This window comes from Mycobacterium lehmannii (genome assembly GCF_002245535.1).
GTDB lineage: Bacteria > Actinomycetota > Actinomycetes > Mycobacteriales > Mycobacteriaceae > Mycobacterium > Mycobacterium lehmannii.
In genome coordinates this window covers 62,033-76,241 of record NZ_NKCN01000014.1, presented here as the reverse complement: position 1 = coordinate 76,241, position 14,209 = coordinate 62,033, and the positions used below count along the sequence as shown (strand labels likewise).

13 protein-coding genes, 1 tRNA gene and 1 pseudogene are annotated in these 14,209 nt (G+C 64.4%); 4 read left to right on the top strand and 11 right to left on the bottom strand.

Annotation, left to right across the window (positions count from 1 at the left end; all coding sequences use genetic code 11):
• Positions 1–38: 38 nt before the first annotated feature.
• The 4 genes from CEX87_RS16660 to CEX87_RS16645 all read right to left on the bottom strand — a co-directional run bounded on the left by CEX87_RS16660 (position 39) and on the right by CEX87_RS16645 (position 4,882).
• Entirely contained in the window at positions 39–3,107 is a 3,069-nt protein-coding gene (locus tag CEX87_RS16660; protein WP_094288134.1) for an MMPL/RND family transporter, read from the bottom strand.
• 93 nt (positions 3,108–3,200) lie between these two features.
• Entirely contained in the window at positions 3,201–3,629 is a 429-nt protein-coding gene (locus tag CEX87_RS16655; protein ID WP_064918267.1) for a DUF6188 family protein, read from the bottom strand.
• Between the two features lie 75 nt (positions 3,630–3,704).
• Entirely contained in the window at positions 3,705–4,376 is a 672-nt protein-coding gene (locus tag CEX87_RS16650; protein WP_094288132.1) for a TetR/AcrR family transcriptional regulator, read from the bottom strand.
• Entirely contained in the window at positions 4,373–4,882 is a 510-nt protein-coding gene (locus CEX87_RS16645) for a PaaI family thioesterase (RefSeq protein ID WP_059161836.1), read from the bottom strand. Before CEX87_RS16645 ends, CEX87_RS16650 begins: the two co-directional genes overlap by 4 nt.
• A 104-nt stretch (positions 4,883–4,986) precedes the next feature.
• Between CEX87_RS16645 and CEX87_RS16640 the strand changes: the two genes are divergently transcribed.
• From CEX87_RS16640 to CEX87_RS27125, 3 genes are all read left to right on the top strand, one after another.
• The gene (locus CEX87_RS16640) at positions 4,987–5,700 is read left to right on the top strand and encodes a TetR/AcrR family transcriptional regulator (protein ID WP_094288131.1); all 714 of its coding nucleotides are present in this window, start codon (positions 4,987–4,989) and stop codon (positions 5,698–5,700) included.
• A 701-nt stretch (positions 5,701–6,401) separates the two neighbouring features.
• The gene (locus CEX87_RS16635) at positions 6,402–6,791 is read left to right on the top strand and encodes a hypothetical protein (RefSeq protein WP_094288130.1); all 390 of its coding nucleotides are present in this window, start codon (positions 6,402–6,404) and stop codon (positions 6,789–6,791) included.
• 200 nt (positions 6,792–6,991) lie between these two features.
• Positions 6,992–7,873 (top strand): hypothetical protein, encoded by an 882-nt coding sequence (locus CEX87_RS27125; RefSeq protein WP_142301101.1) that lies wholly within the window; start codon positions 6,992–6,994, stop codon positions 7,871–7,873.
• Between the two features lie 4 nt (positions 7,874–7,877).
• Here the strand turns inward: CEX87_RS27125 and CEX87_RS16630 are convergent, their stop codons facing one another.
• From CEX87_RS16630 to CEX87_RS27630, 4 genes are all read right to left on the bottom strand, one after another.
• Positions 7,878–8,348 carry a hypothetical protein gene (locus tag CEX87_RS16630; protein WP_064918234.1) on the bottom strand — a complete coding sequence of 157 codons (471 nt, stop codon included), beginning with the start codon at positions 8,346–8,348 and terminating at the stop codon, positions 7,878–7,880.
• A gap of 70 nt (positions 8,349–8,418) precedes the next feature.
• On the bottom strand, positions 8,419–9,981 hold the full coding sequence (locus tag CEX87_RS16625; protein ID WP_233151410.1) for an ATP-binding protein: 1,563 nt from the start codon (positions 9,979–9,981) through the stop codon (positions 8,419–8,421).
• A gap of 133 nt (positions 9,982–10,114) precedes the next feature.
• Positions 10,115–10,312 (bottom strand): helix-turn-helix transcriptional regulator, encoded by a 198-nt coding sequence (locus CEX87_RS16620; RefSeq protein ID WP_082948431.1) that lies wholly within the window; start codon positions 10,310–10,312, stop codon positions 10,115–10,117.
• Positions 10,313–10,817: 505 nt separating this feature from the next.
• Positions 10,818–11,174 (bottom strand): hypothetical protein, encoded by a 357-nt coding sequence (locus CEX87_RS27630; RefSeq protein WP_233151409.1) that lies wholly within the window; start codon positions 11,172–11,174, stop codon positions 10,818–10,820.
• On the opposite strand from CEX87_RS27630, the pseudogene CEX87_RS27625 reads away from it, so the two are divergent.
• A pseudogene (locus tag CEX87_RS27625) lies at positions 11,085–11,492 on the top strand (tyrosine-type recombinase/integrase); the annotation flags it as partial. The gene CEX87_RS27630 and the pseudogene CEX87_RS27625 overlap by 90 nt on opposite strands.
• Positions 11,493–11,701: 209 nt before the next feature.
• Here CEX87_RS27625 and CEX87_RS16610 read toward each other — a convergent pair.
• From CEX87_RS16610 to CEX87_RS16595, 3 genes are all read right to left on the bottom strand, one after another.
• Positions 11,702–11,775, bottom strand: a tRNA-Pro gene (locus CEX87_RS16610).
• A gap of 343 nt (positions 11,776–12,118) precedes the next feature.
• The gene (gene cds1 / locus CEX87_RS16600) at positions 12,119–13,225 is read right to left on the bottom strand and encodes an L-cysteine desulfhydrase Cds1 (protein ID WP_064399338.1); all 1,107 of its coding nucleotides are present in this window, start codon (positions 13,223–13,225) and stop codon (positions 12,119–12,121) included.
• Positions 13,222–14,184 carry a metallophosphoesterase gene (locus CEX87_RS16595; RefSeq protein WP_094288129.1) on the bottom strand — a complete coding sequence of 321 codons (963 nt, stop codon included), beginning with the start codon at positions 14,182–14,184 and terminating at the stop codon, positions 13,222–13,224. The genes cds1 and CEX87_RS16595 overlap by 4 nt, the downstream gene beginning before the upstream one ends.
• Positions 14,185–14,209: the final 25 nt, after the last annotated feature.

Here is a 14,209-nt window from a genome sequence, read left to right as displayed (position 1 = left end):
TTGACTTCCCGCGTATGGGCGACGGCGCGAAGCGGTGTTCAGGTTGTGCTGGTGTTTGGTTTGGTGGGCCACCAGCTGGCTTCGCGTAGGAGTGTGGCGATGGCGGGCACGGTGAGGGTGCGTACGAGGAAGGTGTCGAGCAGTAGTCCGAATCCGATGATGAGGCCGGCTTGGATCATGATGGCCACTGAGCCGACCATGAGGCCGAACATGCTGGCGGCGAAGATGAGGCCGGCGGAGGTGATGACGGCGCCGGTGTTGGCGACGGTGCGTAGGACTCCGACGCGGATGTTACTTCCGGATTCTTCGCGCAGCCGGGAAACGAGCAGCATGTTGTAGTCGGCGCCGACGGCGACGAGGATGATGAATGCCAACAGAGGCACGGGCCAGGCGATTTCGTGGCCGAGGATCAATTGGAATACCAGGACGCCGAATCCGATCGAGGCGAGGTAGTTGAGCAGGACGGTGCCGAGAAGATAGATCGGTGCCAGTAGTGCGCGTAGCAGCAGCACCAGGATGATGCCGACAATGATGGTGGTGGCGAGGGCCAGTTGGGCGAAGTCTGCCCACAGGAGCCGTTGGATGTCGGAATTGACGGCTGGGAAGCCGGCGACAGAGACGGTGGCGTCAGAAAGCGAGGTGTTGGGCCGTGCGGTGTTGGCGGTGTTGGTGATGCGGTTGGCGAGGTCCATGGCTTCGACGCTGTAGGGGTCGTGGCTGGTTTCGATCATGAACCGTGCTGTTTTGCCGTCGGGTGAGAGGAATTGCTTGGCGACGTCGGTGAATTGGCGGTTCTCGAAGGCGTTGGCGGGCAGGTAGAAACCGCTTGATGAGTCGGAGTCCTGGGCCGCGCGTGCGGAGTTTTGTAGCTGGGTGGCGATCTGGCTCATCCCGGAGAGCATGTCGATGTTGCTGTCGGCCAGGGTGCGCACACCGGTGGCCAACGCTTGGGCGCCGGAGGCGAGTTGGCCGATCCCGTCTTGTAGGCGGCGCAGGTTGCCGGCCAGGTCAGCGGGGTTTCCGAGGGCCCCGAAGGCCTTGTCGAGTGAGGTGACGGCGTTCTGGACGGTGGTGAGTGTTCCGGCGACGGTGGCATTGCTGGCGGGGTCATAGCGGTCGCCGAGGTCGGCGATCTGGTTGAAGAATCCGCTGTTGCGCAGTGTGATCAGGATCTGTACTTGGTCGCGGATCTGGGCGCATTGGGGTGTGGTGGCACACCACGGCGAGGTGTTGAGGGCACCCACGAGCGGCTCCAAAGTGGTGATCGCGTGTTGTGCCTGGTCGGCCAGGGGGCGTAGTCCTGGGCCGGATTGGATGGCCTGATCGACCGCAGGGGCGGTCGCTGACAGTTGTTGCAGCAGTGGTCGGAACTGGTTGACCTGAGTGCCGGCGGATTGGGCTTGAGTGAGGATTCCCGCCAGGGGGGCTAGGGCGGTGCGCACGGTGGTGTCGAGTTGGGCCAGTCCGCCGGCGAGTTGATCGGCGCCGTCGGTGAGTTTGGTGAGGTCGTCTCGGCGGGCGTTGCCGTCGGCGACTGCGCCGGCCATCTTGTCTCCGATTTGACCGTTTTGCCAGGCCAGTTGCGCTTGATCGAGGCGTTCCCCGGTGGGGCGGGTGACACCGGAGACTTTGGTGACACCGGGAACCTGGGAGACGCGGGACGCCATTTCGTCGAGGTCGGCCAGTCCCTTGCCGGTGCGCATGTCGGTGGGGCTCTCGACGACGAGGAATTCGGTGATGACGACGTCTTTTCGGAAGTGGCGGTCCAGCAGCTGATAGCCCTGGTTGCTGGCGGTGGTGGCAGGTTGGCCTTTGCGGTCGTCGTAGCTGATTTTGATGGTCACGGCTACCGCGGACAGTGCGAGCAGGATGACGAGGCTGACGATCAGCAGCGGCACCGGGCGGCGCACCACCGCCACGGCGACACTGTTCCAGTAGCGACGGGTGCGATCGGATTTGGGTTCACCGATGCCACGTTTAGCTGCCAGCGCCAGCACTGGTGGCAGCAGGGTGACTGTGGCCAGGAAACCGAAGAGAACGGCGATGGCGCACGCCGGGCCCAGGGCGGCGAACACACTCAAGCGGGCGAACACCATCGCCAGGAAGGCGAGTGCGACAGTGGCTGCTGAGGCCAGGATTACGCGGCCGATGCTGGCGGTGGCGTGGATGATGGCCTGATCCGCCGGCACCTGTGCGCGGCGCTGCTCGTGGTAGCGGCTGATCAGGAACACGGTGTAGTCGGTGCCGGCGCCGAGCAGGATCGCGGTCATGAACGCGACGGTGAATTGGGACACCGGCATACCCATCTCGCCGAGCGCGGACAGTACGCCGCGCCCGACGGCCAGGCTCAGTCCGATGACCAGCAGCGGCAACAGTGCGGTGAACACCGACCGGTAGACGATCAGCAGGATCAGGGCGATCATGCCGGCGGTGGCGATCGAGATCAACAGCAGATCGTGCTCGGCGGAGGCGATCATGTCGCTGAACGTCGCCGGCGGTCCGGTGACGTGCGCGGTGGTGGTGGAGTCGCTGAACACCTCGGCGGTGATGTCACGCACCGCCTTGACTGACTCGGCGGCCGTGGGGTCACCCAGCGTGCCGGTCACTCCGACCGGCAGATACCACGATTTGCCGTCGGCGCTGACGGCTTGGGTTTTCGTGACCGGATCGGCCAGCAGATCCTGCACCAGCAACACGTGCTCACTGTCAGCGCGCAGCCGCTCCAGAAGGCGGTCGTAGCGCTGCTGGGCCGCAGGGGTCAGCCCGGCAGGATCTTCCATGGCCACAATCAGCACGGTTTTCGACCCTTGCTCGCCGAAGGCCGTGCTCATCCGCTCCACCGTCTGCAGGGACGGGGCGTCGCGCGGTATCAGATCCACCGACTGCTGCCGCACCACCGTCTCCAGCTGCGGGAACAGCAGCGCCAGGATGATGGCGGCGCCGATCCACACCCCGATGGTTAATGCTTTGTGCCGCACTGTGAATCGGCCCAGCGCTGCCAGCCGGGCGCTGTACTCGCGGCTGTGTGCGGGATCGGCGGAAGGGCTGTCACGCCGGCGAGTTGGGGCGGCAGGTGCTGTCGAGGAGCCTGTCGTGCGGTCGGTCACCGAACCTCCCCTGGTCGACGATACTGTCAGTATCGCTACGCTACAGCATGTAGCGAAGTGGTTCGCAGTTGGTCGGCGCCAGCTGGAGCGGGCCTATCGTCGGTTCACGATGTTGGCGTCGTCGTCGTCGGGGATGTCGTGCCGGACCACACGGACTCGCCCCTGAGGTAGGCATGCCATGTATCCATGTCGTTTTCCGTACAGCTCCCATGCGGTGACCTGCTCGTCGGGATCGACGTCGATGCGGTGCCCACGGGAGAAGGCCAGATGTAGACCTCCGTCGTCACCAGACCAGGCCTGGGTGCACACAGCGCCGGCCAGATTGAGCAGCGGGCGCTCATGCACCGGGATCCGCAAGGGGTTGATGAGTACCGCCTCGGTAGGAAAGCGGCCGGCCGCAGGCAGGGTGAGCAGCAAGGGGCGCGAGATCACGACCTCGTTGTAGTCGTCAAGGTCCAACACCAAGCCGTCGCGCACAGAGACACGTTGCACGACACAGTCTTCAATCCATTGGGTGTACATGGCCTTCTCCTTCGACGCATCGTTGAGCCGTACCTGAAGAGTACGACAGGTATCGCTGCGATACCAGAAGTAGCGTTACGGTGCGGTTGTGCTCGGGGCCGCCCTGTCGATGACTCTGCGGGTGGCCCGGTCGATGCGATCGCGGGTATCGGCTGCCGACACGCGCCCACTGATGAAGGCAACGAGGTTGGCCAGCCAGATGTCGGAGATAACGCCGGCGACACACAGATCTGCCGGTGTCGGCTCGCCACCCCCGAGGGTGCGGGCCAGCAGGATTTCAATCGTTGCGGCGGCGCGGTCGAGCTCCGCAGCGGCGCGGGTGTCTGCGACGGCGAAGGCCCGGGTCATGGCGTCGGTCAGCAGCGGGTCGCGCTGCCACCGGTCGTGTAGGTGGGCGGTCAGTCGATCCAATCGCTGTTGCGGTGTGCCGGCACCGCTTGACCAGTCGCCGGAGACGTCGAGGCGCTGAAATTCTCGGGTCAGCGCTGCCACCAGCAGGTGGGTTTTGGCGGGGTAATAGCGGTATAGAGTGCCCACGGCGATACCGACTCGCTCGGCGACTGTCCGCATGTGGACCGCGTCGTAACCGCCCGTGGCAGCAACAGCCAGCGCGGCATCCATGATCGCTTCGCGGCGACGCGCCGAGGCACGCGAACGCGGCACCTCAGCTGCGTGGGCCTGGTCGGAAGCCGGACTGGCCTGATTCTGCGCGGGATTGCTGCTCACCCGAGCGCTGGCGACAGTCACGGCGTTTGGCCGTTGACGCCGCTGCGGCGCGAGAACTGCTCGAAGATCTCACCGAAACCGCTGACATCGCCGTGAGCGGCGAAATGCGCGGTGTCGACCACAACGAACACTGCGCTCGCAGTGAACCGGGTGACCCCCTCACAGGTCCCGGTCGCCGCAATATGCAGCGCCCGCCCCTCACGGGCGCTGATGTGCGCGGTGATCCGGTGGGGCTGATGCAACGGCACTGGCTGCAGGTACTCCACCGTCAGAGTGCGCGTCACCGCCGGGGTTCCGGCGATCCACAACGTAAAGCCCAGCACGTCATCGCAGGCAGCGGCCACCGCCCCACCATGCGCCAAGCCCGGGGCTCCAATGTGACGCTCGTCGAACGTGACATCGGCATACACCGAATCCGCACTGCGGTGGACCTCCAAATGCAGGCCATGTGGGTTGGCCGGGCCGCACCCCATGCACGTCGGGGTGTGCGAAGGTAGCCGTTCCGACGGCACTGCACTATCTGGCACGAGGACACTCCCGGTACATCTAGTTTCGCTGCGATACTCTTGGTACCACAACTGCTAGACTGCTGTGCGCGACATCGCCTGAAATCGACCGCCGAGGTGACCCCGTGAGCGACAGCAGTCAGCCATCCCTGCACGATGATGACGACATCGACCCGCGGCGGATACGGTCACGCAACCGGTTATTAGACGCTGCCGCAACGCTTCTGAGCACCGGAGGCGTCGAGGCCGTCACCATCGATGCTGTCACCAAAGCATCCAAGGTTGCCCGTACCACCCTTTATCGGCATTTTCAGAGCTCGTCGCATCTGCTTGCCGCGACGTTTGAGCGGCTGCTGCCGCAGGTGACCACACCGGCACCGACCAGCGGTTCCCTGCGCGATCAACTGATTGAGCTGCTCAGCCGCCAAGCCGCCCTGTTCAACGACGCCCCGCTGCACGTCACCACCCTGGCATGGCTCTCACTCGGGCCGACCGGCGCCAAAGACGAGACCGACGATCGCCACGCATCCGGGGCTCTGCGGGCCCGAGTCGTCGATCAGTACCGACAACCGTTCGACGCGCTACTCAACGGCGATAAAGCTCGAGCCGAACTCGACGACTTCGACCTTGAATTGGCGCTGTGCCAACTCGTCGGCCCGCTGGCCTTCGCACGCATGACCGGGATTCGCACCGTAACCCACAAGGACTGCGCGAACATCGTCGACGATTTCCTCGCCGCCCACTGTAAGACCAGGGATTACGGTGGCGACCAGGCGAAGCCCAGAACCACGCGGCGGTCAGACGGGCCGCGCCGTCCGTCTAGGCAGATAGTCACCTGATACCGGCACGGGGCGGCTCTGTCGGCAACCACAGCATCCCTCAAATGCTCAAGGTGGAGCCGTTTAACCCAACTCCGATCGCAGGCAAGAGCCGGATGCGAAGTACGTTCGACCGCGGAAAGATTTGATCCCTGAGTAGTAGCCAGGACATCAACCATATCGGCGGAGGATCCGCCCGTAGACAGCTCGGGACGTCCCCGCCGTAAGTGTCTTGACCGAGAAATGAGGAGGCGCCGGGTTCAACAGCGCCGGTACGCCGACTTCGTGTGGCAGGTTGTGCCGTTGACGTGCTCGCAGAGGGATTTCGACTGCCCGACGACTCTCGATGCGCATGGTGCGCCATGGTGTACGAATCTCGGTGCTGAACCACGGCCTCTATCCACATCGGGTCCGAGCGGTACATGAATTCGCGCCAGTCACCTGGGCCGCGTGAACCGGAGAACGAATTCCGTCCGTCGAAAATCAGCGGATCACCGCCCAGAATGCAAGAGGTGTGTGGGCGCGAGGTGGCGGCCAATGTGGTCTGTTGGGAGGACGGAGGTGGACGCGACTGATTGCGTGAGCGAGTAGACCCGTTGCGGTATCTGGCGGTTCGAGGTTCGGTACTTGAGGACGGCCCGTGCGGGCATGCGGAAATTGGTACATGTCGAATGTGGCTGAGGTGGTGGCCCGGAGGTTCGCCGTGAACCTAGTGTTCGGCCATGGCGAAGAAGTCGAAGAAAGCGAAAAGGGCGACAGCGCTTGAGGCGGCAGGGGAGTTGATGAGTTCCAGACGTGTGGTGATGGAGCGAGTCGCCCTGGTGAGCGCGATAGGCCGTATGCGGCAGGCGACTGTCCTGTCCACTGCCGACGTGTGGGATGACGTGTGGGACGACGGGCATCGCTCGGGGGCTCCGCGTGTGGCGAACGACGAGGAAGTTACTGCCGCTGTCGGGAGGCTCATGCAATCGCTGATCGACTACGGAACTGCGGTCAAGCTGGCGCACGATCACGGTGCTGATCTCGACTTCATTGCCTCGGCCGCTGCGCTTGGGGAGGACGTCTCGATCGACGAGATCCGCTGCGTGATGTTCTTTTCGGAATTGAACTAGCTCGCCTGATCACGATTGGCGACCTTGATGGCCGTGAGGATCAGGTCGACGAATCGCAGGTGCGTTCGGCACAGATGTGGTGTGGTTTCGCGACTTCTCGAGCTTGTCTACGGACACGTCTCTATTCCAAGGGTCTAAACAGATCGCCAATGTGGCTGTGGTGGTGGACTATTCCGTCCGTTGGTTCGTAGGTTGCAGGAATGGGTGCGAACGAGACGCTGAAGGCGAGACTTCGAGCGGTCGAACGACAGCGCAAGAAGAACGAGGATGGGGCCCGGCGTGATCTCGTCAATGCGGCTGATGCCGAGTCTATCCGCGCAGCGCTGCACCGAGTCGGCGCTGTCGATACGTGGGAACGTCGGCGCTTCGACCAGGCGGCGGAGAATATCCGCGCCGATGCGGTAAAGCGTCGGGCAGGTCACTTTTGTAGTCTGTTGGCGTTGGTCGGGCAGATGCGTGGCCGTGGACTGACCGTTGCGCAGGTCGCTCAGCTTGTCGGTGTCGATGTCCGCGATATCCAGTCCGAGCTACGTCGGGCGCGGGCCGAAGGCAAGGGTGGACCCGGGCCAATACGTTCGAGGGCCGCACGGTCGAAATCCGGTGATACCGAAGTCGCGGAGGCTGACGTGGGCGTTGATCCGACTTCCGACGGTGTCGAGAGGACTGCGTGCGGGGCAAGCGGGAATGGTGCTTACGATCCGACTCGGTGTGTTCGCTGCGAAGCGGTGATGCTTGATGAGGAAGCTTCGCCCCGGCGTGGCCGCCGCCGGCTGTATTGCACGGATACCTGTCGTCGGGACGCATCGGCGGCCCGCATGGCGGCGGAGCGCTTCGGGGAGCCTATTCGCGTGATCGAAGTCCCGAAAGCCGCTGCACCGCAGAAGCAACCTGAAGGAACGCCCGACCCAGACCGACCCGACGCACCGATGGATGCCGCCAGCGACGTCTTGGAAGACGGTGAGGCGCTACGGAGGGTGCTCGCTCGGGTAGCAGAGCAAGCCCGACTCAAGAAGCTGGATCGTGTTACCTTGATGGCCGCCCGTGACCTGTCCAATGCTGTTCATCCGCACCGCGATTGGTGAGAAGTCACGTCATTCGGCGAAGCCTGCGGATTGTGTTTCTATGCGATCGTCGTGCGGCGGGGCTGCATCCGGTCATGCTGGCTGCGCTACGGCCTGCAGTGTGGATCGTCAGCCGGGCGAGTTCACCTTTCGTATGTTCGATGCTGGCCAGTAACTCGTAGACCATGGTCTTGCGTGCGGCGGAGATCACCTCTGATGCATCTTCACTCTGCGGTAGGTAGCCGTTCTGTCGGCCGAAGTCGTCGACCACGGTGTCGATGGTGTCGTCGAATTGGGTGGCCAGCTGTTGTGCGTCGGTGTCGGCGTGTTCCTTGATGAACTCCTCGTGTTCGTCGGGGGTCCAGGAGGGTGGGAACGGCAGATGTGTTCGATAGAGGCCTTGGATCGCGGCATCGAGTTGGCCGCACAAGGTGATCTCGGGCCAGTCGCTGATCGCGGCGGTGGCCAGTTTCTCCAGATCGTCGTCAAGACTCATCGCGGCTGCTCCCTTACGGCTTGTCCTGATAATGCCCGTAGGCACTGACAACTCGTCGAATGTGGGATTGCTACGCGGAGAGGTCGTCGTGGCGTTCGTCGTCAGGGCGAGCCGCGTGGTTCTCAGCGACAGTGATCGAGGAAGGGGTGGGCCGTCGCAGCGAGGGGTGCGAGGATTGCGAGGCTCGGAGGACCGCGACATCTTCGGACGGCGGATAGATCGTCCAGAGCAGAACGTTGCGATGGTTGCGGGCCCCGTCGTCTTCGATCACCCATCCCAGTTTCCGCAGCGCCGGTGCGTGTCTGCGGAGCAGACTTGTCACCTCGCGGCCGTTGCGGGGCCATTCCTTCGGGCGTCGCCAATGGTCGCCAGCAGGGGTTACGGCGGTGTGTAGGTCAGCGCCGGACTGGCTGCGTAACGGTTCTCGGACGTGCTGGCGCAGCCGATCGATGAACGGGTTGCCTGCCAGGCTGTCCTCCGAGAGTTGGTCCGCGCGTGAGGTGTAGCGCCGTAAGCCATCAGTCGACAAAACCTGGTCGACCGCCGCCAGCACGCGACCGAAGTCCGCCATCCGTGGCGCATCATCTATCACCAGCGTTTCCAGACGGTGATGAACAGTCGCGGCCAGTTCGAGTAGTCCACTCAAAATGCCAGGTAGAGCCGCATGCCACAGTTGTCGCATCGTGGCCTCCGGCTGTCGCATGTGACGCTCTATGCGTCGCAAGTCGATCATCGCCATGCGTTCGGCGAGGTCGGGTCGCACCGCTCCGACGTCGATGCCATTGATGATGACGCAGCGCCGAAACTTGACCACGGCCAAGTCAGCATCGGTGTAGAGCGCGCGTTTGACGTTGCCGTCGCCGGTGGCGGCGCGGCACAGCGAGTCCGACAACCAAGGCGGGATCGCTGACAGGTTGTCGAGGGCGACAACCCACGAGCCGGCGGCGGCGGTCACCCAGGATTCGGCGTCGCGAGGCGGCTGGCGCAGCGCAACGGGGGCGGGGTCGATGAGGTCGACCAGCATGCGCGTTGTCGTGGTCTTGGCGCTGCCTTGCTCGGCGAAGAGCGCCAGGACCGGATGCGGCACATCGCACTGAATCAATGCGGCGATGAGCGCTGCGAGCAACACGGGACGGTCTTCAAAGGCGATGTTGATGAAATCCCACAATCCGTTCACATCGCCGGATGGGGGCGGTAGCGGCATCGCCGCTGTCAGCTTGGTGCGCAAGAACCGTACCGGGGCAGTGTCGATGATCGACCAGGCGCCGCGGTGGATGCGAATGACTTTCCCGTCGCTTCGTCCGGTGTCGATGTAGCTGATTCCTCGGTGTTCAGCGATGCGGAGATGCAGCTTCTCAGGTCTCTGGTTGGCGGCCAGGCCTTCGAGGACCAGGGTGGCGTCGGTGAGGGCCTGGCCGCCGGCCACGGCGCCGGTCTCCGCGAAATAGCGGGAGGCGAGTTGGGCGCGTAGGCCGGCCTTGCCCGCGCGCAGCAGAATCGCCAGATGAGGCCGGGTTCGGTCAGCGCCGAAGGGCTCTCCGTCTTCGGAGACGCCGAGGAGGTACCGCTCTTGCGCCATGCAGACCAGGCGCGCGGCGACGGACTTCTTGTCGCTTTCGTTGTTGGCACTCATAGGGTTTCCTGCCTGCGGTGCTTCTGCGGGCGGGCATGACGGGCTATTCTCATGAGGAACTTCCGGTTGAGCGATCGGGTGGTTCGAACGAAAGACCTCGGCTAGCCCCCGGGGTCTTTCTCATATGCGGGCCTCATGCAGCGTCGCCGCCTCCGCGTCGGGTTGCGCTCTCCTGCTGCGAAATCCACCTAAGAACCTCATCGCGCCGATACACGACACGGCGGCCCAAGGTGAAGCTCGCCGGTCCGATATCCGAGTGTCTCCAGTACCGCAGTGTCCCAACCGGGACACCGATCATCTGCGATACCTGTTTAGCTCCAAGCAATTCCATCACATTCCTCCTGAATCACAGTCGGTTCAACTGAGCCAACGGTGACACCAGAGAAGTCGATCCGTCCACCACCACAGCCAACTTTGGTCTTGATTTGGTGAAATCCGTTTCTTGTCAGTAGCTGTCGGCGCTCAGTGGCACACTTACGGTGACGGAGGAGCGGACTATGCAAAGACGTAACCGCCGGGCCGGCGTCGAGGATCGTTGGCGGCGGGCAGACGGCAGCCCCACAGCGCGGGCCAACAAAGGGCGTCGCTGGCTGGCCCGTTACGTCGACGACCAGGGGCAGGAGAACACCAGGTCCTTCGAGCGGAAGGTGGATGCTCAGGCTTGGCTCGACGAGATCACCGCCATGCAGGTGACCGGCGCCTACGTCGCGCCGAAGGCGGGCCGTGTGAGCGTCGGCGAACTGTATGCGAAATGGGTCGGAACGCAGAGCCATCTCAAGAAAACCACCGCGTCGACTCGGAGGTACACCTGGCCGGTGTACGTCGAGCCTCGTTGGTCAGCGGTGGCTGTCGCCGACGTGCAGACGACGGACGTGCGTGCCTGGGTCCACTCGATGACGTCCTCGGGTTCTGGTGCCGCCACAGTCGAGAATGCCGTCGGCATCTTGCGTCAGGTGCTGGAGATGGCGGTCGAGGACCGACGGATTGCGCGCAATCCATGCACGGGAATCAAGCTTCCCCGCCGCAAGCGGCGGCCGCGCGGCTACCTGACGCACCGCCAGGTGGAGCAGCTCGCGATTGAAGTCGGGCCGGATGCGACGGTCGTGCGCTTCTTGGCCTACACCGGTCTGCGCTGGGGAGAAATGGCGGCGCTGCGCGTCGGTGACGCGAAGATGCTTCGACGTCGCATCCACGTCCGGGAGTCCGTGACAGAGGTCGAAGGGCAACTGGAGTGGTCGTCACCCAAGTCGTACGAGCAGCGGATGGTGCCTTTCCCCGCATTTCTTGCTGACGAACTGGCCGTCCTGATGATTGGGAAGAAGCCCGATGACCTCATCTTCGCCGCGCCCGAAGGCGGAGTTCTGAGAGTGTCGAACTGGCGCCGCCGAGTCTTCAACAAAGCGGTCAAGCGGGTCCTCGAGAAGGATGCGACCTTCCCAGTCGTAACTCCGCACGATCTCCGTCACACCGCCGCATCCCTTGCCATCAGTGCCGGCGCCAATGTCAAAGCCGTGCAGACCATGCTGGGGCACGCCTCGGCGGTGCTGACCCTGGACACTTACGCCGACCTGTTCCCAGATGATTTGGAGATGGTTTCCGCGGCTTTGGACGACGCGCGAACCAAGTCCCTAAAAGCTGCTGCGGACCAACTGCGGACTGGAACGAAAGAAGGCCCCGAACTGGAGAACCAGTCAGGGCCTTCTACCTGCAGTCACACGAGTCGGGGTGGCGGGATTCGAACCCACGACCTCTTCGTCCCGAACGAAGCGCGCTACCAAGCTGCGCCACACCCCGCGTGAAGCCACGACAGCGTATCGCACCAGCGGGTCGCTGAGCCAAACGCCTAAAGGGTGCGGCCTTCCCCGTTCGCGAGAGCTACACCAGGGCTGCGATCCGCCACCGGATCGCGACCCTGGTGTACGCCTCGCGACGGCATAAGTGCTCGGCGGAAGCCGTGATTTGCGACACGCCGCGGGAAGCAACGACTTGTCGGCGGCGTTGTCCATCATGAAAGCAATCGACGAAGCGAGGACAAGATGACTGGCTTAGGCGCATCCATCTACCTGGGTTTCTTCGTTCTCGCCGCGGTGTGGCTGTTCCTCACCTCCGACGGCCCGCTGATCGGCGGTGACGACGATCAGGGCCAGCGCCCCGAGCGTTCGAACTCGGCCAACACCGACGCGAACTCCGAGGGGTCCAACCCCTGGCTGGTCAGCCACTCGTCGCAAAAGTAGGTCTCCGCGTAGCGGTCACCGCTGTCGGCGAGCAGTGTCACCACTGATCCGCTGCGACCCTCATTCCTCATCTCGGCCAGCAGGCCGAACGCCCCCCAGAGGTTCGTCCCCGTCGACGGTCCCACCCGTCGGCCCAGTACCGTGCTGGCGTGCCGGGCCGCGGCAACCGACGCGGCGTCCGGTACGACGACCATTCGGTCGACCACGCCAGGCAGAAACGACGGCTCCACCCGCGGTCGGCCGATTCCCTCGATGCGCGACGACATACCGGTGACGACGTCACCGCGGCCCTGCGCGTAGGACGGGAAGAAGGCCGAGTTCTCCGGGTCGACCACGCAGAGTCGGGTGGCGTAGCGGCGGTAGCGGATATAGCGGCCGATGGTGGCGCTCGTCCCGCCGGTGCCCGCGCCTACCACGATCCAGTCGGGCACGGGGTGCGCTTCGTCACGCATCTGCTCGAAGATCGACTCGGCGATGTTGTTGTTGCCGCGCCAGTCGGTGGCCCGCTCGGCGTTGGTGAACTGATCGATGTAGTGTCCGCCGGTGGCTTCGGCGAGCCGTTCGGCCTCGGCATACACCTGACTGGACTCGGCGACGAAATGGCAACGGCCGCCCTGAGATTCGATCAATGCGATCTTGCTGGTGCTCGTCGAAGACGGCATCACGGCGATGAACGGCAGGCCGAGCAGCGCCGCGAAGTACGCCTCGGACACCGCGGTCGACCCCGACGACGCCTCGATGATCGTGGTGTTCTCGTCGATCCACCCGTTGCACAGCGCGTAAAGGAACAGCGACCGCGCCAGCCGGTGCTTGAGGCTGCCGGTGATGTGGGTCGTCTCGTCCTTCAGATACAGCTGCAGATCGCAGCCGTCACACCAGGCCGACGGCAACGGATAGCGCAACAGGTGGGTGTCTGCGCTACGGCGCGCGTCGGCCTCGATCAACCGGACGGCGTCGTCGACCCACGCGCGTGGGCTACTCCGGCTTGCGGTGAGGGCCTTGTCGGTCACCGCACCGCGACGCTCGGATGGGACGTGCCCGCCCGAACGTCTGCGTCCTGACCGCCGATCGGGGTAGCGACCAGTGTCAGCAGCGTGGCCTCGGGACGGCAGCAGAACCGCAGGGGGGCGTACGGCGAGGTGCCGATGCCCGCCGAGACGTGCAGTAGGGTGTGCGCACCCCAGCGCGACGGGCCCTTGGCCCGCGACCGGTCCAGGCCGCAGTTGGTGACGAGGGCGCCGTAGAACGGCAGGCACAACTGGCCGCCGTGAGTGTGGCCCGCCATCACCAGCTGATAGCCGTCGGCCGCGAACCGGTCGAGGACCCGTGGCTCAGGCGAATGGGTCAGCCCCAGGGTGAGGTTCGCGGCGGGACTGGCCGGACCGGCGACGGTCTCGTAGCGGTCCCGAGACAGATGTGGGTCGTCGACGCCTGCGGCCGCGATCAGCTGGCCGCGCACCTCCAACTCGCGGCGGGTGTGGGTCAGGTCCAGCCAGCCACGCTCGGTGAACGCCGCCCGCAGGTCCTGCCACGGCAGCGGTTCGCCGTGGACGCGATGGCCGGGCCGGGTGATGTAGTTGAGCGGGTTCTTCGGCGTCGGCCCGAAATAGTCGTTGCTGCCGAACACGAACAGCCCCGGGATCGACAGCAACTCCGACAGTGACTGCACTACAGCGGGCACGGCCTTGGGGTGGGCGAGGTTGTCGCCGGTGTTGATCACGAGATCGGGTTCCAAGGCGACCAGCTCGCGCAGCCAGGCCTGCTTGCGCCGCTGTCCGGGACGCATGTGAATGTCGCTGATGTGCAGCACCTTCAACGGTGAGGACCCGGGTGCCAGTACCGGCATCGTCACTTCTCGCACCACGAAGGCGTTGCGCTCGATCATCGCTGCGTAGCCGATGCCGGCGACCAGCGCGCCTGCGGACGCCGCGGCGGAGTTCTTCAGGATCGTCGTCGAACGGGCGGACATGCTGCAGAGCCTACTGCCAGTGGCC

Bases quoted from the DNA above. Each gene is read 5' to 3' on its own strand.
- CEX87_RS16655 (WP_064918267.1), bottom strand. From the start codon at position 3,629: ATGTACACCCAATGGATTGAAGACTGTGTCGTGCAACGTGTCTCTGTG.
- CEX87_RS16635 (WP_094288130.1), top strand. From the start codon at position 6,402: ATGGCGAAGAAGTCGAAGAAAGCGAAAAGGGCGACAGCGCTTGAGGCG.
- CEX87_RS27125 (WP_142301101.1), top strand. From the start codon at position 6,992: ATGGGTGCGAACGAGACGCTGAAGGCGAGACTTCGAGCGGTCGAACGA.
- CEX87_RS16630 (WP_064918234.1), bottom strand. From the start codon at position 8,348: ATGAGTCTTGACGACGATCTGGAGAAACTGGCCACCGCCGCGATCAGC.
- CEX87_RS16625 (WP_233151410.1), bottom strand. From the start codon at position 9,981: ATGAGTGCCAACAACGAAAGCGACAAGAAGTCCGTCGCCGCGCGCCTG.
- CEX87_RS16620 (WP_082948431.1), bottom strand. From the start codon at position 10,312: ATGGAATTGCTTGGAGCTAAACAGGTATCGCAGATGATCGGTGTCCCG.
- CEX87_RS16595 (WP_094288129.1), bottom strand. From the start codon at position 14,184: ATGTCCGCCCGTTCGACGACGATCCTGAAGAACTCCGCCGCGGCGTCC.